This window comes from Streptomyces sp. NPDC006925 (genome assembly GCF_042869575.1).
GTDB lineage: Bacteria > Actinomycetota > Actinomycetes > Streptomycetales > Streptomycetaceae > Streptomyces.
Genome location: NZ_JBIAGB010000010.1, coordinates 135,009 through 158,713, shown reverse-complemented (window position 1 = coordinate 158,713; position 23,705 = coordinate 135,009). Strand labels below are relative to the sequence as shown.

Annotated in this window: 17 protein-coding genes; 7 read left to right on the top strand and 10 right to left on the bottom strand. The window is 70.7% G+C overall.

The window, feature by feature from the left end; all coding sequences use genetic code 11:
* Window positions 1-17: 17 nt before the first annotated feature.
* The 5 genes from ACFYNS_RS16390 to ACFYNS_RS16370 all read left to right on the top strand — a co-directional run bounded on the left by ACFYNS_RS16390 (window position 18) and on the right by ACFYNS_RS16370 (window position 4,648).
* Window positions 18-530: a R3H domain-containing nucleic acid-binding protein gene (locus tag ACFYNS_RS16390; RefSeq protein WP_074999061.1), complete on the top strand. Its 513-nt coding sequence runs from the start codon at window positions 18-20 to the stop codon at window positions 528-530.
* On the top strand, window positions 527-1,291 hold the full coding sequence (gene rsmG, locus ACFYNS_RS16385; protein ID WP_360289850.1) for a 16S rRNA (guanine(527)-N(7))-methyltransferase RsmG: 765 nt from the start codon (window positions 527-529) through the stop codon (window positions 1,289-1,291). Before ACFYNS_RS16390 ends, rsmG begins: the two co-directional genes overlap by 4 nt.
* 307 nt (window positions 1,292-1,598) lie before the next feature.
* Window positions 1,599-2,717 carry a ParA family protein gene (locus ACFYNS_RS16380; protein WP_388603500.1) on the top strand — a complete coding sequence of 373 codons (1,119 nt, stop codon included), beginning with the start codon at window positions 1,599-1,601 and terminating at the stop codon, window positions 2,715-2,717.
* Window positions 2,714-3,868, top strand: a complete 1,155-nt coding sequence (locus tag ACFYNS_RS16375) for a ParB/RepB/Spo0J family partition protein (protein WP_360289852.1) — start codon at window positions 2,714-2,716, stop codon at window positions 3,866-3,868. The genes ACFYNS_RS16380 and ACFYNS_RS16375 overlap by 4 nt, the downstream gene beginning before the upstream one ends.
* Window positions 3,869-4,027: 159 nt before the next feature.
* A complete protein-coding gene (locus ACFYNS_RS16370) occupies window positions 4,028-4,648 on the top strand; it encodes a GNAT family N-acetyltransferase (protein ID WP_360289854.1) in 621 nt (206 codons plus the stop codon).
* Between the two features lie 273 nt (window positions 4,649-4,921).
* Here the strand turns inward: ACFYNS_RS16370 and trxA are convergent, their stop codons facing one another.
* From trxA to murJ, 6 genes are all read right to left on the bottom strand, one after another.
* A complete protein-coding gene (gene trxA / locus ACFYNS_RS16365; protein ID WP_360289856.1) occupies window positions 4,922-5,251 on the bottom strand; it encodes a thioredoxin in 330 nt (109 codons plus the stop codon).
* 80 nt (window positions 5,252-5,331) lie between these two features.
* On the bottom strand, window positions 5,332-6,318 hold the full coding sequence (gene trxB / locus ACFYNS_RS16360) for a thioredoxin-disulfide reductase (RefSeq protein WP_360289858.1): 987 nt from the start codon (window positions 6,316-6,318) through the stop codon (window positions 5,332-5,334).
* A gap of 105 nt (window positions 6,319-6,423) precedes the next feature.
* Window positions 6,424-7,671, bottom strand: coding sequence for an anti-sigma factor family protein (locus ACFYNS_RS16355; protein WP_388603399.1), 1,248 nt, complete (start codon window positions 7,669-7,671; stop codon window positions 6,424-6,426).
* Entirely contained in the window at window positions 7,668-8,498 is an 831-nt protein-coding gene (gene sigM / locus ACFYNS_RS16350) for an RNA polymerase sigma factor SigM (protein ID WP_388603397.1), read from the bottom strand. The genes ACFYNS_RS16355 and sigM overlap by 4 nt, the downstream gene beginning before the upstream one ends.
* Before the next feature lie 52 nt (window positions 8,499-8,550).
* On the bottom strand, window positions 8,551-10,761 hold the full coding sequence (locus ACFYNS_RS16345) for a hypothetical protein (protein WP_360289864.1): 2,211 nt from the start codon (window positions 10,759-10,761) through the stop codon (window positions 8,551-8,553).
* 134 nt (window positions 10,762-10,895) lie between these two features.
* The gene (murJ, locus tag ACFYNS_RS16340; protein ID WP_360289866.1) at window positions 10,896-12,593 is read right to left on the bottom strand and encodes a murein biosynthesis integral membrane protein MurJ; all 1,698 of its coding nucleotides are present in this window, start codon (window positions 12,591-12,593) and stop codon (window positions 10,896-10,898) included.
* A gap of 336 nt (window positions 12,594-12,929) precedes the next feature.
* On the opposite strand from murJ, the gene ACFYNS_RS16335 reads away from it, so the two are divergent.
* A complete protein-coding gene (locus tag ACFYNS_RS16335; protein WP_388603394.1) occupies window positions 12,930-13,202 on the top strand; it encodes a hypothetical protein in 273 nt (90 codons plus the stop codon).
* A gap of 212 nt (window positions 13,203-13,414) precedes the next feature.
* Here ACFYNS_RS16335 and ACFYNS_RS16330 read toward each other — a convergent pair whose 3' ends face one another.
* Complete coding sequence (locus ACFYNS_RS16330; RefSeq protein ID WP_388603498.1) at window positions 13,415-15,880, bottom strand: DUF6049 family protein; 2,466 nt, start codon at window positions 15,878-15,880, stop codon at window positions 13,415-13,417.
* A 414-nt stretch (window positions 15,881-16,294) separates the two neighbouring features.
* On the opposite strand from ACFYNS_RS16330, the gene ACFYNS_RS16325 reads away from it, so the two are divergent.
* On the top strand, window positions 16,295-17,740 hold the full coding sequence (locus ACFYNS_RS16325) for a CCA tRNA nucleotidyltransferase (protein ID WP_360289921.1): 1,446 nt from the start codon (window positions 16,295-16,297) through the stop codon (window positions 17,738-17,740).
* On the opposite strand, the gene ACFYNS_RS16320 is transcribed toward ACFYNS_RS16325, so the two are convergent.
* The 3 genes from ACFYNS_RS16320 to ACFYNS_RS16310 form a co-directional block, all read right to left on the bottom strand.
* On the bottom strand, window positions 17,709-19,040 hold the full coding sequence (locus ACFYNS_RS16320; protein ID WP_360289872.1) for an MFS transporter: 1,332 nt from the start codon (window positions 19,038-19,040) through the stop codon (window positions 17,709-17,711). The two genes, ACFYNS_RS16325 and ACFYNS_RS16320, sit on opposite strands and share 32 nt — an antisense overlap.
* 201 nt (window positions 19,041-19,241) lie before the next feature.
* Entirely contained in the window at window positions 19,242-20,765 is a 1,524-nt protein-coding gene (locus ACFYNS_RS16315; RefSeq protein ID WP_360289874.1) for a glycosyltransferase 87 family protein, read from the bottom strand.
* A gap of 132 nt (window positions 20,766-20,897) precedes the next feature.
* Window positions 20,898-23,603 (bottom strand): transglycosylase domain-containing protein, encoded by a 2,706-nt coding sequence (locus tag ACFYNS_RS16310; protein WP_360289876.1) that lies wholly within the window; start codon window positions 23,601-23,603, stop codon window positions 20,898-20,900.
* Between the last annotated feature and the right edge of the window lie 102 nt (window positions 23,604-23,705).

Here is a 23,705-nt window from a genome sequence, read left to right as displayed (position 1 = left end):
CCGAAGGAGTCCCCGCCGTGACGGATACGACTGCGCCAGAAGGCACCGAGGCCGACAGCGACACCCTGACCCGGCTGGAACAGGAAGGTGAGATCGCGGCCGACTACCTCGAGGGGCTGCTCGACATCGCCGACCTGGACGGCGACATCGACATGGACGTCGAGGCCGACCGCGCCGCGGTGTCGGTGATCAGCGAGGGCTCGGCCCGTGACCTGCAGAAGCTGGTGGGCCGGGACGGAGAGGTCCTGGAGGCCCTCCAGGAGCTGACCCGGCTCGCCGTGCACCGGGAGACCGGCGACCGCAGCCGGCTGATGCTGGACATCGCCGGATTCCGGGCCCAAAAGCGCGAGGAGCTCGCGGAACTGGGCGCGAAGGCGGCGCAGGAAGCACAGAGCAGCGGTGAAGCCGTGAAGCTCCGCCCGATGACGCCGTTCGAGCGCAAGGTCGTGCACGACGCGGTGAAGGCGGCCGGACTGCGCAGCGAGTCCGAGGGCGAGGAGCCGCAGCGCTGCGTGGTCGTACTCCCGTGACACAGCAGTCGGGGGAGTCCCCGGAGGAGCAGCCGGGCCTGCCACCCGCTCCCGAGGCGGCGCGCAGGGCGTTCGGCGACAGCCTCCGCACGGTGGAGCGGTACGCGGAGCTGCTGGCGGATGCCGGAGTGAAGCGCGGGCTGCTCGGCCCGCGCGAGGTGCCGCGGCTGTGGGAGCGGCACCTGCTGAACTGCGTGGTGCTCTCCGAGGTCGTACCCGAGGGTGTCACGGTGTGCGATGTCGGCTCGGGTGCCGGGCTGCCCGGCATTCCGCTGGCGCTGGTGCGGCCGGACCTGGAGATCACGCTGCTGGAGCCGCTGCTGCGCCGCACGACGTTCCTCCAGGAGGTCGTCGAGCTGCTCGGGCTCGATCATGTGACGGTGCGGCGCGGGCGGGCCGAGGAGATGCTGGGCACGCTGACGCCGGTGCACGTGGTGACCGCCCGCGCGGTGGCGCCGCTGGATCGGCTGGCCGGTTGGGGCGTTCCGCTGCTGCGGCCGTACGGCGAGATGGTGGCGCTCAAGGGCGACACCGCCGAGGACGAGGTGCGCACCGCCCGGGACGCACTGCACAAGCTGGGTGTCGTGGAGACGACCGTGGAGCACATCGGCCAGGGTCTGATCGATCCCCCCTCGACGGTGGTACGCGCCAGGGTCGGGGAGAGCCCCGGCGGGGTGCGCTTTGCCGCACGTCGGGTCAAGGCCGAGAAGGCGGCCCGGGCGAACGGCCGCTCGGCCCGGGGCGGCCGACGGCGACGCTGAGCCGGGTGAGGGCAGACCGGTCCCGCCGATCTGTTGGTCGGGCCGGCTGGTCGTCCGGTCGGGCGCTGAAACGCTGATTCGGTTACTCCATAAAAACGCTTAAGACCCCGCGGAGCGGAGTGTCGCGGCGGACACCGTGCGGTGCCTGTGCATCGTGTTTCACGTGAAACGCCGCTCTCTGTTGCACGGAATCATCAACCGAGGCCGCGCCGCCGCCGGCGGGCGCAGCCAGACCGCCCCTGAGCCCCGCTCGGAAGTGGATTCATCCACAACTGAGTGGGGCTCGCTGGTTCACGGGCCCGAAAGCATGGGAGGCTCTGCTCATAGCGAGCCTGATGTTGAGGAGAGTGAACCGTTGCGGTCCGACGCCAACATCGCGGGACCGATGGCCGACCCGGTCCCCGGTCCCCGTACAGAGCCAGGGGATACCAGCGCGGTCGCACCCCGCGGTGATGCGGCACGTGAGACGCCACCGCCCATGGACGACACCCCGATCGGCCGCGCGGCACAGCAGGCGGTCGAGGCGATGAACCGTGCCGGGGAGGGCCTGCCCCGCCCCGCCCAGACGCGGATCATGGTCGTCGCCAACCAGAAGGGCGGCGTCGGCAAGACCACCACGACCGTGAACCTCGCGGCCTCGCTGGCCCTGCACGGGGGCCGCGTCCTCGTGGTCGATCTCGACCCGCAGGGCAACGCCTCGACAGCGCTGGGGGTCGACCACCACGCCGAGGTGCCGTCGATCTACGACGTTCTGGTGGAGAGCAAGCCGCTCTCGGAAGTCGTCCAGCCGGTGCCGGACGTGGAGGGACTCTTCTGCGCGCCAGCGACCATCGATCTCGCCGGTGCGGAGATCGAGCTCGTGTCGCTGGTGGCGCGGGAGAGTCGCCTTCAGCGCGCCATCGAGGCGTACGAGCAGCCGTTGGACTACATCCTCATCGACTGCCCGCCCTCCCTCGGGCTGCTGACGGTGAATGCGCTCGTGGCCGGTGCTGAGGTGCTGATCCCCATTCAGTGCGAGTACTACGCGCTGGAGGGCCTCGGCCAACTGCTGCGCAATGTCGAACTGGTGAAGGGTCATCTGAACCCGAAGCTGCATGTGTCGACCATCCTCCTCACCATGTACGACGGCCGGACCCGGCTGGCGTCCCAGGTGGCGGAGGAAGTGCGCGGACACTTCGGCAAGGAGGTCCTGCGGACCAACATTCCGCGGTCGGTGCGCATTTCGGAGGCCCCCAGCTACGGGCAGACGGTTCTGACATACGATCCGGGTTCCAGCGGATCGCTCTCCTATCTGGAGGCGGCGCGGGAAATCGCGCTGCGCGATCCGCATGTTGAGCAGGCACAGCAGGTACAGCAGGCTCAGAAGCTTCACGCACAGCAACTACAGGCGCAGCAGCACGGCAGCATGGCGGAGGGGACTCAGTGAGCGAGCGACGTAGGGGTCTGGGGCGGGGGCTCGGTGCACTGATCCCGGCGGCTCCGACCGGGCCGGACGCTGCCGACGCGGAGGGTGAGCAGCAGCGTCCGAACATGAGTGGAGGGTCCACCTCCCCCACTGCCGTTCCCGTGCTGGCCCCGGAGCAGGGGGTGCGGGGCGTGGCGGCGGCCAAGGTCGCGGAACTCTCGCAGCGGGACCAGGAGGAGGCGGACGACTCAGTTTCACGTGAAACGACCTCCGCCGTCCCCGCGCAGGGCGCCGCCTCCGAGGACGCAGGAGGCGCGTTCTTCGCGGAGGTGCCGCTCGACGCCATCACCCCGAACCCGCGCCAGCCTCGTGAGGTCTTCGACGAGGACGCCCTGTCCGAACTCGTCACCTCCATCAAGGAAGTCGGTCTCCTCCAGCCGGTCGTCGTCCGGGAGCTCACACCCGGCAGCTTCGAGCTCATCATGGGTGAGCGCCGCTGGCGGGCTTGCCGCGAGGCGGGGTTGGAGCGAATCCCGGCGATCGTCCGCGCCACCGAGGACGAGAAGCTCCTCCTCGACGCGCTGCTGGAGAACCTGCACCGGGCACAGCTCAATCCGCTGGAAGAGGCAGCCGCCTACGACCAGCTGCTGCGGGACTTCAACTGCACCCATGACGAACTGGCCGACCGGATCGGCCGTTCCCGGCCGCAAGTGTCCAACACCCTGCGGCTGCTGCGGCTCTCTCCGGGAGTGCAGCGCCGGGTGGCAGCCGGGGTGCTGTCCGCCGGGCATGCACGGGCGCTGCTGTCCGTGGAGGACGGAGAGGAGCAGGACAAGCTCGCTCACCGGATCGTGGCCGAGGGGCTCTCGGTCCGTGCAGTGGAGGAGATCGTCACGCTGATGGGCGGCAAGCCCAAGAGTGCCAAGCCCAAGGGGCCCCGGGCCGGCGCCCGGGTCTCCCCTGCGCTGGACCATCTGGCAGGACGGCTCTCGGACCGCTTCGAGACCCGGGTGAAGGTCGACCTGGGCCAGAAGAAGGGCAAGATCGTCGTCGAGTTCGCCTCCATGGACGACCTGGAGCGGATTCTGGGCCAGCTCGCTCCGGGCGAGGGACGGGTGCTGGAGCAGAAGCTGGCCGAGGACGACAGCGACGAGGAAGCGGTCTCTTCATAGGCAGTCCGCATACCTCGCAGTGGAAAGGCCCGGGCGCTGTCGCCCGGGCCTTTCCACTGCCGTCGTAGCGCGGTCGTGGTGGCGCCCCCAGCGCCGCGGTGGTGGGGGCGGGGCGGAAACCAGCGGTGATGTCGCTGCCCTCCGGATACGATGTGTGCCATGGGACGACAGCTCGTTCCCCTCACGCTGGACAATCTCCCGGATCTGCCCAACCGCTGCCGCGGCTGCGTCTTCTGGGAGTTGGACCCGGTCAGCGGCGAGGAGGCGCAGAGGTCGGGGCGGCCCGATCTGGAGAAGGAAGCCTGGATCTCTTCGGTCCTGCTGGAATGGGGTTCCTGCGGTCGGGTCGTCTATGTGGACGAGGTCGCGGTGGGCTATGTGCTCTATGCGCCGCCCGCATATGTACCGCGCTCCTTCGCCTTCCCCACCAGCCCCGTCGCCCCGGACGCGGTGCAACTGATGACCGCCTATCTGCTGCCGGAGTTCCGGGGGCAGGGCATCGGTCGGGTGATCGTGCAGACGGTGGCGAAGGATCTGCTGCGGCGTGGATTCAAGGCCATGGAAGCGTTCGGTGACGCACAGTGGACGGAACCGGCCTGCATGTTCCCTGCGGAGCATCTGCTCTCGGTCGGCTTCAAGACCGTCCGCCCGCACCCCCGCTATCCCCGATTGCGGCTGGAGCTGCGCTCCACGGTTTCCTGGCGGCACGACATGGAGCGAGCCCTGGACCAACTGCTGGGGAAGGTGCACAGCAAGGAGCCGGCACTGCGGCCGCTCTGAGATGTCCGCTCTGGGATGTCGATGCGGATGTCGCTGTTGCGCCGACGCCGTGCGGCACTGTCGAGGTCGCGGCTACGGGGTGCGACAACGGGGCGCGGCTCTGGGTGGCGGCTCTGGGGCGTCGGCCTCGGGGAGGTCACACCGGTGCCGTGCGGTAGTGCGGTGGGCGGCCCGTTCCACTCCACTACGGTCGACAGCACGGGACGACAGAGGCCCGACAGCACTGAGGGCGCCGTTTCACGTGAAACGGCGCCCTCAGTGAGGTAGGGATCCTCAGCTGATGAAATCGGCGAGGTCCTTCTCGATGGCGCCCTTCGGCTTGGCGCCGACGATGGTCTTCACGACCTCGCCACCCTGGTAGACGTTCATGGTCGGGATCGACATGATGCCGTACCTGGCGGCGACGCCCGGGTTCTCATCGATGTTGAGCTTGACGACCGTCAGCTTGTCGGCGTTCTCGGAGGCGATGGCCTCCAGCGAAGGGGCGATCTGACGGCACGGTCCGCACCACGCCGCCCAGAAGTCGACCAGCACGGGCTTGTCGCTCTTCAGGACGACGTCCTCGAAGTCGGCGTCGGTCGCGGTCACGGTGGCACCGGCCATGGTGCTTCTCCTCTTTCTCTGTTGACTGCGGGGTGGAGAGTTGAGCGGGGACAGGGAGCGGGCCCTGCGGGCTGTGCGGGTCAGACGGTTGCCGCGGTCTTCTCCGGCTCGGGGGTTTCCTCGGCGTCCACGTCCGTGAGCGCCGCCAGGTAGCGCTCGGCGTCCAGCGCCGCGGAGCAGCCGGTGCCCGCCGCGGTGATCGCCTGGCGGTAGGTGTGGTCCACCACGTCGCCGGCTGCGAAGACCCCGGGGACGTTGGTGCGGGTCGAGGGCGCGTCCACCTCGAGGTAGCCGTCCTCGTCCAGGGTGAGGGTGTCCTTGAACAGCTCCACCCTCGGGTCGTGGCCGATGGCGACGAACAGCCCGGTCGCGTCGAGCTCGCGGGTCTCCCCGTTCTGTGTGTCGCGCAGCGTGAGGCCGGACAGCTTGCCGTCCTTGCTGTGGATCTCGGCAACCTCGCTGTCCCAGGCGAAGGAGATCTTCGGGTCGGCGAAGGCCCGCTCCTGCATGGCCTTGGAGGCGCGCAGTGTGTCCCGGCGGTGCACCACGGTGACCGACGCCGCGAAGCGGGAAAGGAACGTGGCCTCCTCCATGGCGGTGTCACCGCCGCCCACCACGGCGATGTGCTGCTCGCGGAAGAAGAAGCCGTCGCAGGTGGCGCAGTAGGAGACACCGCGACCGGAGAGCTCTTCCTCCAGCGGCAGACCCAGGGTGCGGTGCTGCGAGCCGGTGGCCACGATCACGGTCCGGCCGCGGTGCACGGTGCCGTTGGAATCCGTGACGCTCTTCACCGGGCCGGAGAGGTCGACCGCGGAGATGTCGTCCGGCACCAGTTCAGCCCCGAAGCGCTCGGCCTGGGCGCGCATGTTGTCCATGAGTTCCGGGCCCATGATGCCTTCCTGGAACCCGGGGAAGTTCTCGACATCGGTGGTGTTCATCAGCGCTCCGCCTGCGGTGACGGAGCCCTCGAACACCAACGGCTTCAGCGACGCGCGGGCGGTGTAGAGCGCTGCCGTGTATCCGGCCGGGCCCGAGCCGATGATGATGACGTTGCGGACGTCGCTCACGGGAGTCTTCCTTGTCTGCCGACTGCTTCCGGGTACTTCTGCCGAGGCTTGCACCCCGTCCAACGGATCCTACGGGGCAGACATTCCCCTGCCCTCGTCCGCGGGTCACCCGCGAGGGTAGGTGCCCTTGAACAGGACCTTGCCCGGGCGGGACGGGTCGGCGTTCACACAGGAAGGGTCGACGACGTAGGCATCGACCAACTTCGGGTCGCCACCCTGGTGGGGCAGGACGAGCAAGTATCCGGAGTGGTTCTGGAAGGTGGCCTCGGAGTCGACGGCCAGCGGGCTCTCCGTGCGGTGCAGACTGTCGCGGATGCAGGACGGTACGGTCGGCCCGTCGCCGAGCGTGTCGTCGCGGAGCGTGTTCCCGTCGCTGCTGGGGCTCTGCTCGATATCGACTGTGGGAGTGTCGCGGGGCGGGGCAGGGCTGTCCGGCACCTCGCGGGACGGTGGGGGTGAGCTCTTGTCGGAGAGCAGCCCCTGGACTCGCTTGCGCAGCTGCTGGTCGTCGCTGCTGCCTCCGGCATCGGTATCGGCGGAGACCGTCGGGCTGGACGGCGCCTGGGGCGCCTGTTTACCCGTGGTCGACTTCGCCGTATTCGAGGTCACCTCGGTGGGAGCCGAGTCGGAGAGCGCTCGGAGGGTGATGCCGCCCATGGTGAGGACGGCCATGGATGCCGCCGCGACCAGCACGATCGTGCGCCGCCGACGTCGAGCGCCTCGGACGCCGTCCCGTCCTGGTCCTGGGGTGGCACCGCGGTCCGCTCCTCCGGGGCCGGTGGAACCCGCGGCATGTCCCGGAGGCCGACCTGCTGCCGCGCTCCCGGAGCGACGGCCGTGCCGGGTTTCACGTGAAACCGGGCGCCCATCCGCTCCCGAAGCGGACCCGAGAGACTCCGCAGGTGTTTCACGTGAAACGGAACGCTCATGCGCCGCACCGTCACCGCTGTCGCTGTCATCGGCATGAGCACTGATACCGGCACCGTCGGAAGCGATGACGTGGGTCGCTGCCCGACCGGTGTCCGTCTCGCCCCCGGCGGCATCGGCGGCATCCGTATCCGTGGTGGGGGACTCCGGCGCTCCCGGTGACCCGGTCACCACCGCAGCCGCCTCCGCCGCCAGTGCCCGGTCGATGCGGCTTGCCACATCCTGGGGCATCCGCTCGGGGCCGGGCAGGGTGCCGAGCGTCTCCCGGATCTCCTCCAGCGAGGCGGACACCTCCGCGCAGAGCGCGCAGGTGATCAGGTGCGCGCGGAGTTCCGCCCGGCGCGCCGCGGGCACGATTCCCTCGCCGAGCGCGGAGATCTCGTCGATCTCCGGGTGCTCGTCGTGCGGAGAAGGAGTGGATGTCATGCCTGTCCCCCTCCTTTCCCGGCCCGGGAGCCTGTGGTGTCCTGCTGGGTCGTGCGCGCAGCCTTCCGCGGTGTCGGCTGCTGGGCCGCCTTCCGCGGTGCCTTGCGCGGCGCCGCTCTCGGTGCTGGGACGGATGCTCCCGGCGGTGGGTTCCGTCCGGTACCGGCCACGTCCTCGGAACCGCCGCCGCTGTCCCCGCTCCTGCCTCCGCCGTTGTCCCCGCTCCTGCCTCCGCCGCTGCCGTCGCCGCGCAGATGCGAGACGAGGGGGAGCAGGCGGGCCCGGCCGCGGGCACAGCGGCTCTTGACGGTGCCCACCGCCACATCGAGCACCTCGGCGGCCTCGGCGACGGGATAGCCCTGCATGTCCACCAGCACCAACGCCGCCCGCTGGTCCACCGGAAGCTCGGACAGCGCGGAGACGATCTGGCGATGCGTCTCCTGGCGTTCCACGGGCGCGGCGGCGGACTCCTGGGGCTCCAGGAGCTGATCCATCCGCTCGGTGTCGTCGGTGAGCGTGGCCCTGCGGGAGGCTGCCTTCCGGACGCGGTCCAGGCAGGCGTTGACCGTGATGCGGTGCAGCCAGGTGGTGACGGCGGACTGCCCCCGGAAGTTGTGTGCGGCGCGGTAGGCGGAGATGAGCGCGTCCTGCACGGCGTCGGCGGCCTCCTCGCGGTCTCCGAGGGTGCGCAGGGCCACGGCCCACAGGCGGTCCCGGTGTCGCCGGACGAGTTCGCCGAACGCCTCCGGATCCCCCGCGACATGACGGGCGAGCAGCTCCTTGTCGTCCGGCTCGGCCGTTCCGCCGGGAGCCTCCTCGCTCGCCATGCAGCCCCTCCCCTCACCCTGCCGCCCGCATGCCGGAAGCGGCGCCCGCGCCTCAGCTGAGGACCTGGACCTCCGTGACGCGACCACGGTAGTCGCCTCCGTCGGTGGCCGGGAGCTTGGTGAGCCACAGCAGTACGTAGCGGGTCTTGATGGGCTTCTTGGCCTTCAGGGTGAGGTGTTCCCCGGAGCCGTTGGTGACCTTGCTGAAACTGCCCAGTGAGGAAGGTGTGTTGGTGACGCTCTTCGGCGCGGCCAGGAAGCTCGCCGAGGTCTTCCCGATGAAGTCCACCTTCAGCTGGCTGACCTGCCGGGTGGTCCCGAGGTCGAGGATGAGGCCGGCGCCGGACTTCAGATTGCCGAAGGTGGGGTGGCCCAGGTATTTGTCCGTGAGCCAGTAGGTGCCGGGGTCGCCGTCCACGGCATCGCCGGCGCGCTCCGGCTTCTCGCGCCCGTCCGAGCTCTCCGGATCGAAGTCCTGTACCTGCTGGATCTTGATCGGCTTGCCCGTCTGCACCGGCTTGTCCTCGCCCTCCACCGGCTTGGTGGGCTTCTCCTTGACCGGTTCGCCCTTGAGCAGGGCGTCGGCGATCTGCCAGCTTCCCAGGCCGAGAGCGGCGATCAGCAGCGCGGAGACCCCCCACTTGAGAGCCTTGCCGGTGCGTCCGGGCAGCGTGGGCGGTGCCGGGGACTCGGCACCGGGCACCGCGGCCGGGCTGCCGGGAGCAGCGCCGCCGGGAACGCCGCCGGGCGCCGCGAAGCTGCCCTGCTGGTAGGCAGTGCGCTGGTACGGGGGCGGGGTGGTGAACGCCTGCTCCGGCGGGCGGATGCGGGGCAGCGAGGCGACAGCCTTGCACAGCTCGTCCGGGGTGGTGCAGGGCTGCTCCTGCCGGGATGCCGTCGCGCCGTCGTTCACCAGGGCGCGCATGGCCAGCGTGGAAAGACCGCGGTGGACGCCGGCCCGGAGCTGCTCGGGGGCCACCAGCGCCCCGATGTCCAGCGAACCGGTGCCCGGCAGTCCGTGGGCACCCTCCTCGTACGGCCAGCGCTGGGTGAGCGCCGCGTACAGCAGGGCACCGATGGCCTCCGTGTCGTCCCGCTGCGGGTGCTCGCTCGTGACACCGCGCAGCGCGGCGTTCACCGCGAGCCCACGGATGCGGTACTGGCCCATGCCGGTCCGGAGCACACAGGAGGGCGTCAGACGCAGATGTGCGAGGCCCTCCCGGTGGGCCGCGGCCAGGGCCTGGGCGAGCTGGTTGACGAGCTGATACGCCTCGTGGGGCTCCAGGGGTCCGGCGGCGAGCAGCTCGCTGAGCGGGACCGCGTCGGGCAGCCACTCGTGGACGACGTAGACCAGTTCGCCCTCCTCGACCGCGTCGAGGACCTGCACGAACCGGGGGTCGCCGAGCAGGGCCGCCGAGCGCGCAGCGGCGAGGACCTGGCGGGCCCGCGCGTGGCCGACGGGCAGCAGGTGCACGCCGACGGCACGGCGGAGCTTCTCGTCGACCGCGCGCCAGCTGCTGAACCCGTCGAGCCGGGTGACGCACTCCTCCAGCCGGTACCGCCGGGCCAGCTTGTGGCCGCTGTGCAGCTCGGGGACCCGCATCTCGGCGGGCGCGGGCTTGGCGGATCCGTCGGCCGGATCGGAGGCCGCTCCGGCCGGCTCCCCGGCAGCGCCCTCGGGCTGCTGTCGGTCGGCTCTGGACTTCTCGCGGTCCTTGGCCTTCTTCCGGGGCTTCTGCTGCCCTGTGTGCTGTCCCGCGCGCTTCTCCTCGGCGCTCCCGGCGTCCTCGGCGGCGCCGTCCGCGGCGCTGTCGCCGTCGGGGCCGGAAGCCGCGGCGGGGTCGGAGGCCGTGCCGGCGTCGCTGTCGGAGGCCGCGTCGGCGTCGGGCCCGGCGTCGGTGTCGGTGGGGCGCTCAGGAGCGGCCGCGGAGGTGTCGTCACCGCGAGTTCCGTCAGCTCCGGCGGGGTCGGCCGGGTCGCTGCTGCGGGCCGAGTCCTCCGCTGCGGAGTTCGGCTGGTTCCCACTGCTCCCTTCGGGGGAGGTGGCGGGGCGGGTGGCACCGCGCGTACCCGTCAGCGGTGCGGTGTCGGTGGAGTGGGCCGGGGACTCGTCGTGGTCCGAGGTCCCGGTGTTGCGGCTGTATCCGTTCGTCGCGTCCGTCGCACCGTCGCCCGTGGCCCCGTCCTGCTGGGCGGTCAGTGGTGCGTCATGCGCACCACTGGTCTCGGCCACGCCGACAGCGGCTGTGCTCCGTTCCGCCACCGTCGTTCCTGCCTCCCCATCCGTGGTGGCCGTTTTCCTGGAAACGGCCAAAAACATTGTGCCTACACCTCGCCGCTATGCACGACACGCGGGGGCGAATGATGGTTGTATACGCCGGATTCCCACCCCGCTTTTCATCGGCCGAGTCTGGCGCGCACCATCCCGAGCATCGCCGTCATCTCCTCGATGCGCATGCGCTTCGCCGCTAGGACGAAAACCGCGCCCAATACGATCCCTCCGCCCAGCAGCGCGGCGATCGAGCCGAGCGTGCCGCTGCCCAGCGCGTGGGTGACGCCCCAGGCGGCGGCCCCGGCGGCGAGGGTGGCCGGGACGCTGGCCCCGGCGAGCCGGGTGTAGGTACGGACGACGTGCCGCCCGTCGAGGTCGCCGCCCAGCCGGTGGCTGAGCCGGCGCCAGGCGATGCCCACACCGATGATGTAGGCGAGCCCGTAGGAGGCGGCCATGCCCACGACCGCCCAGCGCGAGGGCAGCAGCAGGAAGCACAGTGCGGAGGCGGCGGCGTTGACGGCTGCCACTATCACCGTGTTGAAGAACGGGGTGCGGGTGTCCTCGTAGGCGTAGAAGGCACGCAGGACGACGTACTGCACGGAGAAGGGGATCAGGCCGAGGCCGAAGGCCATCAGCATGTACCCCATGGAACGGGCCGCGCCCACGCCCGCCGAGCCGTAGATCATCGTGCACATCGGGATGCCGAGCGCCACGAAACCGAAGGCGATCGGGACGATGGCGACGGCGGAGTTGCGCAGGCCCTGCGAGATGTCGTCCCGCACGGCGCCGCTGTCCCCGTCGGCGGCCGAGCGGGAGAGGCGGGGCAGCAGCGCGGCCATCACGGAGACGGTGATGATCGCCTGCGGCATGTTCCAGATCAGCTGCGCGTTGGAGTAGGCGATGTAGCCGGTGCCGGAGTGGCCGCTCTGGGCCGCAGTGGTGCCCGCCCAGGTGGAGAGCTGCGAGACGACCAGGACGCCGGCCTGGTTGGCGAGCACGAACAGGATCGTCCACTTGGCCAGCTTGGCCGCCTTGCCCAGGCCGTGGCCGCGCCAGTCGAAGCGGGGGCGGATGCGGAAGCCCGCGGCCCGGAGGTACGGGATCATCGCCAGCGCCTGCACGACCAGGCCCAGCAGGGTGCCGACCCCGAGGAGCCGGGCGCCCTCGGGCGGGATGGTGCTGACCGTCAGATCGGAGGTGTCGGCGGTGCCGTACACCCACAGGAACATGCTGATGGTGGCGATGATGACGATGTTGTTCAGGACCGGGGTCCACATCATGGCGCCGAAGCGGCCGCGCGCGTTGAGGATCTGTCCCATCACCACATGGATGCCCATGAAGAAGATCGAGGGCAGGCAGTAGCGCACGAAGGTGACGGTGACCTCGTTGGCCGCGGGGTTGTCGGCGAGCTTCACCGACATCAGCCGCACCAGGACGGGTGCTGCGAACACCGAGGCCACGGCCAGCGTGCCCAGGATCACCGCGACCAGCGTCAGCAGCCGGTTCGCAAACGCCTCGCCGCCGTCGCCGTCCTCCTTCATGGCGCGGACGAGCTGCGGCACGAAGACGGAGTTGAGGCCCCCGCCGACGGTCAGCACATAGATCATGGTCGGCAGCGTGATGGCGAGCTGGTAGCTGTCACCGAGGGCCGAGGCGCCGAGTGCGGCCACGATCATCGCGGAGCGTACGAACCCGGTGAGCCGGGAGACCATCGTGCCCGCGGCCATGATGGCGCTGGACTTGAGGAGCCCTCCCCCGCCGCCGGAGGCGGGCGGTGCGGCCGGAGCCGAGCCCTCTTCGCCGGGCGGAGCGCCCTTGGGCACGACGGTGCCGAGATCGACGGTCTGCGCGGACGGCTCCTCGGCGGCACCGGGAGCCCCCGGCTCGGGTGGGTAGGGCGGCGGCGGTTGCGTGGGTTCCGGGTGGAACCCGGAGGACTGGGCCTGGTCCCGGCTCGGGTCGTGCTCCGGCGAGCGGTGCTGCCACGGGTCGGAGCCGGGCGGCTGTCTCCGGTCGTCGGGCGGGACGTACCCGGGGGGCGGCCCCGCGGGCGGTGCGGTCTGTTGCGGCGGCGCCTGCCCTTGGTCGCGGTAGAGGTGCGCGAAGGCGTCGCTCTGCTGTGCGGGCGGAGACGGGGGCGTGGACGGGGCTGGTGGCCGGTGGGCCGTGCCCGGGGCCTGGAGCGGGTGCTGGGCCGGTCCCGGGTGCTGGGCCGGGCCCTGGGCCGGGCCCGGGGCTGGTCCCGGGCCCTGGTACGCCTGGCTCTGCGGCGGCCTGCTCTGCTGGGCCGGGCCCGGGTGTCCCGCCCCAGGCTGGACCTGACCTGGGTGTCCCGGTCCCTGCTGGGCCCGGCCGGGATACGGCGCGCTCGGGTACGGGTGCTGTCCCTGATACGGCTGGCTCCGGGGGGAGCGCGGCTGGTCCTGGGCTGAGTGCGGATCCTCGGGCTGCGGGCCGGGGGAGGGCCACGTGTGCGGATCGTGGACCGAGGGGTCGCGCTCGTCGTGCGGGTCGGGCCCGTACGAGTCCTGTGCGTACGCGTCTTCCGGCCGGCCAGAGCCGTCACCGGGGTTCCGGCCCCGGTCACCGCCATACGGCGCGTTCATCGTCGCTACCTACCCCTGCCCCTGCTCGCCCGGATGAGTCAACGGTCCACTTTCTCACCCGTCGCCGGGGGGTTGTCGCTTTCCCGTTCGGTGTCGTCTCCGTCACTGCCGTCGCGCTCGGTGGTGTCCGCCCCCTCGGCGTGGTCCTTGGCGCCGTCCCCGGGAGAGCCCTCGGGGGCTTCCCCGTCGTCGCCGGGACCATCGCCGTCGTCCGCGTCCGCGTCCGTGTCCTCGGCGCCGTCATCGTCGTCGCCGTCCGGGTGCTCCAGCGGGGCGTCCGGGTCGGGGGCCGGGCCGGAACGCTTGCGCTGGGTGTACATCCGGATGCCCGCGAGCACGATCAGCAGCACGCCGCCCGCGATCACCAGCAGCACGGTAGAAGTGATGGAGGTCACATTGACCTGGAACTTCATCACCTTGCCGTAGCGCTCACCGTCCTCGGTGTAGAGCTGTGCGTAGACATAGGCCCGGCCGTTGTTCTTGGCGCTGGTGTCGAACTTGAGGGACTGGGTGTGCTCCCCGTCGACCTTGACCCGCTTGGCGTCGCCCACGTCCAGCCCCACCCGGCTGGAGCGCAGTTCCAGGACGAGCCCGTCGACCCCCTGCGCGAGGTTGTTCTGGACCGTCACCGGGATGGTGGCCTCGCGCCCGGAGAGGGTGATGTCCGACTTCTTGATGAGCTTGACCGCGCCCCGCAGCTCCAGCAGGTACTCCTCCACGGAGTCGCGGTAGCGCTGTCCGGCGCGGGCCTCGCCGCGCCAGGCGTTGGAGACCTCGCGGTCTATCGCCGTGGTGAACGGCGGCATGACGCGGTCGGCCTGGCTGAGGATCCGCTTGAAGTCCTCCAACCCGTCCTTGGTCTTCCGCACCTGCTCGAAGGCCGCGGTGGGCAGCTCGCTCTTCCGCAGCGAGGAGGGGTAGGAGGACGGTGCGGGCATCCGGCGCCGGGCGTTCGGGTCGGGTTTGGCCTCGGCGGCGTCCGCCAGACTGCTGGTCTCCGTCCAGCCGCTGCGCCCGAGCGCCTTGATGCCGTCCGCCATCGCCTGCGCCTGGGAGACGCTGGGCCTGCGCTGCGGGGCGACGACGACGCTGCGGCTCCGGGAGGGCACCTGCCGGGCCAGCGCGAGGGACTGCGCGGCGAACCGCTGGACGGCGAGCGAGGAGTTCCCCGCCCGCGACATGTCGCCCTCGAACGCGGTGGACAGCAGTGCGTCGGCGACCAGCGCGGTGTTGCCGCTGCCGATCGGGCGGGCTGCGGTGGGGCTGTAGGAGAGCCCCTTCTCGCGGACGCTGTCGCTGCGGGCGATGACGTTGTGCGCGCCCGCCGAGGTGGCCACGTCCACGAGGGAGGAGTCGACGGCGCCCTGGTAGGGCCAGGCGAAATCCGTGCTCGGTTTCACGTGGAGCACGACCTGCACGGTCCGCCTGGCCAGCGTGGTGGCCTGACCCAGGGAGCTGAGGGCGCCGCGGACCCTGGTGCCGCGGTGGGCGAGCGAGGCCAGGTCCGGGTCGGCGAACGGGAGGGCGACGACCTCCTTGCCCTCGACCGCCTGCTGGAGCTCTGCCAGCCAGCGCTTGGCGTACGCCTGGTTCTTCCCCGCGACGGTCTCGTCCGGCTTGCCGCCGGGCTTCTGTACCCGGTAGCGACCGGCCATCATGTCGACGCTCGCCAGCAGGTCGGGGTCGATGACCCAGGTGACGTCGAGGTCCTTGCCCAGCTCCAGCATCTGCTGGAGGCGGCCGCCGGGTGCCAGTTCCTCGGCGAGCGAGTCGTCCTCGAAGACGGGGGTCTGCTGCTCGTCGGACTGGGTGCGTGCTGTGACGTGCGGGGTGGAGATCAGCGGCCAGAGGTAGGTGAGCCGGGTCCGGTTCTCAGGTGCCTCCTCCTGCCAGGGCAGGAAGGTGCGGCCGATGCCGAGGATCTGGGCGTAGGGCCGGTTGCGGGTCTGCCCCGTGAGGGAGACGGCGAGCTGGTGGACACCGTTGCTGCTCAGGTGGAGGTCGTCGACGGGGACCTTGAGGGTGAAGGGCCGGGTGACGCCGGAGGCGAGGCCGCTGAGCCGCGCGCCGTGGTCGCCGGGGACCTCGATGCCGTCGGCCCCCGAGAGGTAGCCCTTGCGCCGTGCTGCCTGCTGGATGGCGCTGCGCGAGGTGAGCGTGGGGCCGATCCGGGGGGCGAGCCGCAGATCGGTCAGCGTCGTCTTGCTGGTGTTCGTGACCGTGCCGCTCAGCGTGAGCGTGTCGCCCTTCTTCGGGATGGTCGGCGTGACCTCGTCGAGGGAGATCTGCGCGCTGCGGGAGCCGGTGCCGCTGCGGGCCGAGGGCGCTGTCGCCGCTGCGTTCCCGGGGGAGGCGGCGGGCGCGGCTGCCGCCGCCGGGGCGGTTGCGGGGAGCACTCCGGCCAGCACGGGGAGTGCGGCCATGAGGAGCGCCGCAGCCCGGCGCCTCCAGCGGTTCGTCCCCTCCGGGCCAGGGGGAGCCTGACTCTCAGCCGCCTCGGCCACGCGCTCGTCCATCCCGTCGTCTGTCGTCTCGATTGCTGCGTCGACGTGTGTGTCGAATGTGCTGTGTCGTTGTGGTGCCTGGTGCCTGTGCCTGGTGCCTGCTGTCTGGTGCTCGGTGCTTGGCGCTCGGTGGTGCCGGTGCCCGGTGCCGATTCTCCGGCCGCGGGAGGGTACGTCAGGATCGCCGACGTCCCGTTCCGGGGCGCCGACGTCCCGTTCCGGATCCCTGATGGTAACGATGCCCGCAGGGTGGAAGTGCCGCGCCGTCCACCACATGATCACCCAGGCCGGTGCCGCGGGTCCGGGGCGGTCGCCGGGAACGGGGGCGCCTCCGCCTGGGGCGGCAACGTAACCTGTGCTGTTGTGCCGAACGCCAAGAGTGACAGCCAGGACCAGCCCACCGTCGTGCCCGCGATGTCCGCAGCGGACCGTCCGGCAGCCGAGCAGCTCAGTGCGGTGCAGCGGCGCGCCGTGAGCGAGTTGCTGCGGGTCTCGCCGGTGGCGGACGAGCTAGCTCGCCGCTTCCAGGAGGCCGGATTCGGTCTCGCTCTGGTCGGCGGCTCGGTACGGGACGCACTGCTGGGGCGGCTCGGTAATGATCTCGATTTCACCACGGACGCCCGGCCCGAGGACGTGCTCGCGCTCGTGCGGCCGTGGGCGGACGCGGTGTGGGACGTGGGTATCGCCTTCGGCACCGTAGGGATCAAGAAATCCGACTTTGTCCTGGAAGTGACGACGTATCGGTCCGAGGTCTACGACCGCACCTCCCGCAAGCCCGAGGTCTCCTATGGCGAGACCATCGAGGACGATCTGGTCCGGCGTGACTTCACGGTGAACGCGATGGCGGTCGCGCTGCCGGAGAAGCAGTTCGTCGACCCGCACGGCGGGCTGGAGGATCTGGCCACCCGCCGGCTGCGCACTCCGGGCACCCCGGAGGCGTCCTTCTCGGACGATCCGCTGCGGATGATGCGTGCCGCCCGGTTCGCCGCGCAGCTCGATTTCGAGATCGCTCCGGAGGTCGTGGCCGCCATGAAGGAGATGGCCGACCGGATCGGGATCGTCTCGGCGGAGCGGGTCCGGGACGAGCTGAACAAGCTGCTGCTCTCCCCGCAGCCGCGCAAGGGGCTGCAACTGTTGGTGGAGACCGGGCTGGCCGACCGGGTGCTGCCGGAGCTGCCCGCACTGCGGCTGGAGCGCGATGAGCACCACCGGCACAAGGACGTCTACGAGCACTCGCTGACGGTGCTGGCCCAGGCAATCGACCTGGAGGAGGACGGCCCCGATCTGACGCTGCGGCTGGCGGCGCTGCTGCACGACATCGGCAAGCCGCGGACGCGGCGGTTCGAGAAGGACGGACGGGTCTCCTTCCACCACCACGAGGTGGTGGGCGCCAAGATGACGAAGAAGCGGATGGCCGCGCTCAAGTACCCGAGCGAGATGATCAAGGAGGTCTCGCGGCTGGTCGAACTCCATCTGCGCTTCCACGGGTACGGCACGGGCGAGTGGACGGACTCCGCAGTGCGTCGCTACGTACGGGACGCCGGGCCGCTGCTGAGCCGGCTGCACAAGCTGACCCGCTCCGACTGCACCACCCGGAACAAGCGGAAGGCGCAGGCGCTCTCCCGCGCCTACGACGGCCTGGAGGAGCGCATCGCCCGGCTCGAGGAGCAGGAGGAACTGGACGCCATCCGGCCCGATCTCGACGGCAACGAGATCATGCGGGAGCTGGACGTGCCCCCGGGGCCCGTGGTGGGGCGGGCGTACAAGCATCTACTGGAGCTGCGGCTGGAGCACGGGCCGCTGGGGCACGACGCCGCTGTCGCGGAGCTCAGGAAGTGGTGGGCCCAGCAGGAGGGCTGACCCGGTCCGCGCCGCCGCGCAGCGTTGTTTCACGTGAAACGCGGAAGAGCGCGGCGGCGAGGAGCGCGTAGAGCACGGCGACTCCGACGACGATGACCGCGGACCGGCCGTCCGGCGGAAGTATCGCCGCGGCGACTCCGGCCGCGCCGACGTAGGACACGTTGTAGAGCATGTCGTAGAGGGAGAAGACCCGGCCGCGGAAGGCGTCGTCAACGGAGGTCTGGACAGCGGTGTCCGTGGCGATCTTCCCGGCCTGGGTCACCAGCCCCAGCACGAAGGCGGCCAGCAGTATCGGCACGGGTCGGAAGGACAGTCCCAGAGCCGGTTCCAACACTGCCCCGGCACCGGCGCACAGCGCCATCCAGCCGAAGATGCCGACCCGCGGCACTGCCGAGGGCGTGAGGACGGCGGCGATGAAGAACCCCAGCCCCGAGAGACCGAGTGCGATCCCCAGCAACGGGAGTCCGCCGTCGGTGTCGCCGCTTCCGTTCCATGCGTACCGGGCCAGCATCAGCACCGTGACCGTCAGCGCTCCGTAGCAGAATCGCATCAGCGCCGAGGCTGCCAGTGCGTACACGGCAGCAGGGCGCCCGCCGAGGTGGACCAGCCCCGCGAGCAGTCCCCGCGCGGTGCTGGCGACGGCAGCGAGGATGCGGGGCTGCACCTCGGCGGGATCGGGACCGAGCAGTTCCTTGCCCATCCGCAGGGAGGCGAGGCCGGCCAGCAGATACACCGCGGCGGCGGTCAGCAGGACCAGGGCATCCGCGTCCCGTCCGGCGCCGGGGGCGAGGAAGCGCACCACGAAAGCGACGCCGCCGCCCAGCGTCGCGGCGAGCGTCCCCGCGGTCGGGGAGAGGGAGTTGGCCACCACGAGGCGCTCGCCGTCCACGACGCGCGGCAGGGCGGCGGACAGTCCGGCGAGGACGAACCGGTTGACGGCGGTGACGGTGAGCGCGGAGAGAAAGACGAGCCACTCGGGAACGGCACCGAAGACCAGCGCCGCCGTGACGGTCGCCAGTGCGGTGCGGAGGAGGTTGCCGAAGAAGAGCACCTGCCTGCGCTGCCAGCGGTCCAGCAGCACCCCGGCGAACGGCCCGAGCAAGGAGTACGGCAGCAGCAGCACCGCCAGCGCGGAGGCGATGGCGGCAGGGGAGGTCTCCTTCTCGGGGGAGAAGACGACATAGGCCGCCAGCGCGATCTGGTAGATGCCGTCGGCCGACTGGGAGAGCAGCCGTACCGTGAGCAGCTTCCGGAAGTCCGGAAAACGGAGCAGGGTGCGGAGATCGCGGGCGACGGACATGGGGACAGCCTCACACAGTCCGGTCCGACCGCGACGGTTTCACGTGAAACGACGCCGTCGGCCGCACTGCCGACTCCGCAGCTCCCCGCGCCAAGGAATCTGGCCCGGACGCGTGGACCTGCCCCCTCCGGCCCTGCCACGGCCTCGTGCCGGGATCTCCCCCGGCTGCCCAGGCCCCGTGCCTGCCCCGCCCCGGCCGACTCACTCCCGCAGCGTCGTGCCCCAGTGCACTGCCGCCCGGGCCATGGGCACCCCGGAGCGTTGGAGTACCGGTGGGCGGGTGAGCGAGGTCAGGGAGAACGCATCGGGTGCCCGGTCCAGGACCCCGCCGCCCGGGTCGTCTGAGCCGTCATCCCGGCGGACCGGGTCGTGTTCGGGGCGCAGTGCGTCCCGGATCACCATCGCGCACAGATAGGCGGTGCCGAGCAGATGGGCGGTGATGACCAGTTGGTAGCCGTCCTCGGGCAGGCCCTGGTGCTTGTCGGAGCCGTTGTAGGCGAGGTACATCCAGATCCCCAGGAAATAGAGCACCTCGCAGCTCTGCCAGATGAGGAAATCACGCCACTTGGGGCGGGCAAGGGCTGCCAGCGGGATCAGCCACAGCACGTACTGCGGTGAGTAGACCTTGTTGGTGAGCACGAACAACGCGACGACCAGGAAGGCGAGTTGGGCGAACCGGGGGCGGCGGGGGGCGCACAGTGCGAGGGCGGCGATGCCCGCACACCCCAGGGCCATCAGGAGAGTGGCGTAGATGTTGGCGTCGTCGAATGTGCGGCCGGTCCGCTGCTGGAGGATCAGCCACAGCGAGCCGAAGTCCACCGGACGCTCCTGGCTGAAGCGGTAGAACTTCGACCAGCCTTCCCAGGAGAGCAGCATCACCGGCACGTTCACCACCGTCCACGAGGCGGCCGCGCCACCCACCGCCCGGCCGAAGGCGCCCCAGCGTCCGGCTCGCCAGCACAGCAGCAGCAGCGGACCGAGCAGCAGCGCCGGGTAGAGCTTCGCCGCGGTCGCCAGGCCGATCAGCACGCCTGCCGCCAGGGGGCGCGAGCGGGACCACAGCAGCATCCCGGCGGCTGTCATCGACACCGCCAGCAGATCCCAGTTGATGGTCGCGGTCAGCGCCAGCGCGGGGGCGAGCGCGACGAGCATGCCGTCCCAGGGGCGGTTGCGGTGGGTGCGGACCACGCAGACGATCAGCACCGCGGCGCAGACCAGCAGCATTCCGGCGTTGACCACCCAGTAGATCTGCTCCTCCTGCTGGAGTGAGTCCCCGCCCACCGTGAGCTTGGCCGCGATGTACATGAACACCCCGGTGAGCACGGGGTACTCCAGATAGTCCATACCGCCGGAGATCCGGTCCGGAATGCGGTCGAGATAGGGCATGAAGCCGTCCGCGAAGCCCCGGCCGTGGTAGAGGTGCGGGATGTCGGAGTAGCAGGCGTGCACGTACTGAGCGGTCTGCCCGGAGAACCAGCCCCCGTCCAGGCACGGGACCTTCTGCAGCATGCCGAGCGTGTACATGGCCAGGGCGAGGGCCACGACGGTGCGGATCGGTGTCCACCAGCCGGTCCCGCTCAGGGCGCGCCGCCCGGCGGGACCGCCGGCCACTTCGCTCGCGGCGGTCGCCACCTCGTCGTGGTCCGTGGGGCGTACGACGGGCGGCGCGGCGGAGGGGCGGCCGGATCGCGGAGCGGGGTTCCGTGCGGTGGGGGCGCTCGTCATGGGGGTCATCCTGCCGCACACCGGATACGGGAACGGCCCCCGGCTCGGACTCCCGTGGTTCCAGGAGTCGAGCCGGGGGCCGTCCGCGGAGCGGTGTGCAGGGCGGGAGCGGCGCTCAGGTGGAGCGTGCGCTCACTCCCTCCGGGCGCCGACGGGGCCGCCGAAGATCTTGCCGCCGTCGTTGCCGCCGGGATCGCCGGTACCGCCCCCGTCGCCGCCCGGACCGCCGCCCGGGCCGGAGGTTCCGCCGCTGTCGCCGCCGTTGCCGTTCCCGCCGTTGTCGTTGCCGCCGTTCTCCTGGCACCGCGGGTCGAGCGGCGGGCAGCTCGTGTCGGACGGGGAGGGGTCGCTCGACTCGGACTCCGAGGGCTCCTCGGACGGCGTCTCGCTCGGCGTCTCCGACGGGCTCGGCGGCGCCGAGGTCTCGGTCGGTGTCGGCTCGGGGCTCTCACCGGGCCCGTAGACCTTGTCGCCGATGGGCTGCGCCTTGGGGAACTGCTTGACGCTGGTGCCCTTGAGGGCGGCCTTCATGTAGGAGGTCCAGATCTGGGCCGGGAACGAGGCGCCGTGGATCTTCTCCTGGCCACCGGTGCCGAACATCTCCAGGAACTTGCGGTCCTTGGCGGAGGCGTCGTCGTTCATCCGCCACATGCCGACCGCGGTCGACAGCTGCGGGGTGTACCCGGCGAACCAGGCCGACTTGTTGCCGTCCGTCGTACCCGTCTTCCCGGCCGCCGGGCGGCCGATCCCCTTGGCGACGGTTCCGGTGCCCCGCTCGACCACGTCGGTCAGCACGTCGGTGACGTTGTTGGCCACCTGTGGGCTGAAGGACTGCTTGACCTCGTGTTCGGGCAGGGTCAGGCGCTTGCCGTCCTGGCCGACGACCTTGGTCACCGAGTACAGGTCGCGCTGCTTGCCCTGCGCGGCGAACGTGCCGTAGGCGCCGGCCATCCGGATCGCGCTCGGGGTGGAGATGCCCAGCGAGAAGGAGGGGCCGTTCGACTTGTTGAGGCTGGAGGGCAGCAGTCCGGCGTCCTCGGCGTTCTTGCGCACCGTCGGGATGCCCACGTCCATGCCGAGCTGCACGTACGGCGTGTTCACCGAGTGCACCATGGCCTCACGCAGGTTGATCCGGTAGTCCTGCGACTTGTCGCCGTAGTCCTGGTTGCCGTCGTTGGTCTGCCGCCAGGACTCGCCTTCCTTGTTCTTCCAGATCTCGCCGTTGTAGTTGCGGACGAGCATCTTGTTCTTGCCGCTGTAGAAGCTCTTGTCCGGGTTGGCGAGGGTGCGCTGGGCGGCGGACTGCTGCTCCTGTCCGCTGCGGTCGCGCACCCCGTCGCGCATGGCGGCGCTCAGCACGAACGGCTTGAAGGTGGAGCCGACGGGCACACCGGTCTCGTCCGCGTTGTTGGTGAAGTGCTTGACGTAGTCCTTGCCGCCGTACAGGGCCACGATTCTGCCGTCGGTGGGAGAGACCGAGGCGCCGCCGAACTGGACGTGGGTGTCCAGATCAGGGCGCTTCTTCGGGTCGATGTTCTCCTTGTAGACCTTGTTGACCGAGTCCCGGAGCGCGAACGTCTTCTTCTTGTCGAAGGTCGTGGTGATCTGGTAGCCGCCGCGGTTGAGTTGCTCGCGGGTGAGGACGTCGTTGTTGACCAGGTAGCGGTTGGCCAGGTCGATCAGGTAGCCCTTCTGCCCCCGCTTGTCCATCGCCTTCTTCGGCGGCTTGATGTCCGGCAGCCCCTTGTCGATGTACTCGTCCGCCTTGGCCCGGGACATCTTGTGGACCTCGACCTCGCGGTTGAGGACGGACGCCCACTTCTTCTGCGAACGTGCCTCGTTCGCCTTCCGGTCGCCCTCGTAGGGGTCGTAGAGCGCGGAGCCGTTCAGCAGCGTCGTCAGATACGCGCCCTCGGAGGCGTCGATCTTCTCGACATCCTTGCCGAAGTACGCCTGCGAGGCCGCCTGGACGCCGAAGGCGCCGCGGCCGAAGTAGGCGGTGTTGAGGTACCCCTCCAGGATCTCCGACTTCTTCATCGTGGCGCCGGCCTTGATGGAGATGAACAGCTCCGTGACCTTGCGCTTGATGGTCTGGTCCTGGGTGAGGTAGTTGTTCTTCACGAACTGCTGGGTGATCGTCGAACCACCCTGGGTCTCACCGCCGGTGGCCATGTTGAAGCCGGCGCGGGCGATACCCATCGGGTCGACGCCGGAGTCGTCCCAGAACGAGGCGTTCTCCGAGGCGACGACCGCGTGCTGGAGCGACTTGGGCATCTGGCTCAGTGAGACGTTCTGCCGGTTCTTCTCACCTTCTGCGCCCGCCACCGCGAGCCGGTCGCCGTTCTCCCAGTAGTAGACGTTCGTCTGCGAGCGCGCGTCCGCCTTGGCCTGGTCGGGGACCTCCACCATCCACAGGCCGATCGCGAAGACGACGATCAGCAGCCCGAGGAAGCCGAAGCAGGTGCCGGACACCAGCTTCCAGGACGGCAGCCAGCGCCGCACGCCGTGCTTCCCGGCCCGTGGGTAGTCGATGAAGCGCTTGCGCTCCGGCGTCTCGCGGCCGCGGCCCTTGCCGGCTCCGCGCCGCCCGGCCTGGGCGTTGGCGGCCGCCGCCGAGGCGCGCCGCCGTCCGCCGCCCTGGGCGGCCCTCCTGGCCTCCGCGCGGCCGCTGTGGCCGGACTCGCCGGGTGCCGACCGGTGGCCCTGCGCTTCGGGGCCCGGTCCGGGAGGCGGCTGCTGCCCGCCACCGCGGGAGGCCGACCGGCGGCCGGAGGACGGTGGCGGCTGCGCCGCACGACGGCCGCGCCCCTGCGGCGGCTTTCGACGGTTTCCGCTCATTGGAACAGCTACTCCTCGGGCAGGCGGCCCGTGCGCCTGAAGGTGGCAGTTTGCTTCTGGTCCCCCCGGGTGCCCCGGGACGGGAGAACCGGACCCGGGCGC

What these genes read in the sequence shown, in the direction of transcription:
- ACFYNS_RS16380 (WP_388603500.1), top strand. Translation starts at nt 1,599, where the DNA reads ATGGGAGGCTCTGCTCATAGCGAGCCTGATGTTGAGGAGAGTGAACCG.
- ACFYNS_RS16370 (WP_360289854.1), top strand. Translation starts at nt 4,028, where the DNA reads ATGGGACGACAGCTCGTTCCCCTCACGCTGGACAATCTCCCGGATCTG.
- trxA (WP_360289856.1), bottom strand. Translation starts at nt 5,251, where the DNA reads ATGGCCGGTGCCACCGTGACCGCGACCGACGCCGACTTCGAGGACGTC.
- ACFYNS_RS16355 (WP_388603399.1), bottom strand. Translation starts at nt 7,671, where the DNA reads ATGACATCCACTCCTTCTCCGCACGACGAGCACCCGGAGATCGACGAG.
- sigM (WP_388603397.1), bottom strand. Translation starts at nt 8,498, where the DNA reads ATGGCGAGCGAGGAGGCTCCCGGCGGAACGGCCGAGCCGGACGACAAG.
- ACFYNS_RS16325 (WP_360289921.1), top strand. Translation starts at nt 16,295, where the DNA reads ATGTCCGCAGCGGACCGTCCGGCAGCCGAGCAGCTCAGTGCGGTGCAG.
- ACFYNS_RS16320 (WP_360289872.1), bottom strand. Translation starts at nt 19,040, where the DNA reads ATGTCCGTCGCCCGCGATCTCCGCACCCTGCTCCGTTTTCCGGACTTC.
- ACFYNS_RS16315 (WP_360289874.1), bottom strand. Translation starts at nt 20,765, where the DNA reads ATGACGAGCGCCCCCACCGCACGGAACCCCGCTCCGCGATCCGGCCGC.
- ACFYNS_RS16310 (WP_360289876.1), bottom strand. Translation starts at nt 23,603, where the DNA reads ATGAGCGGAAACCGTCGAAAGCCGCCGCAGGGGCGCGGCCGTCGTGCG.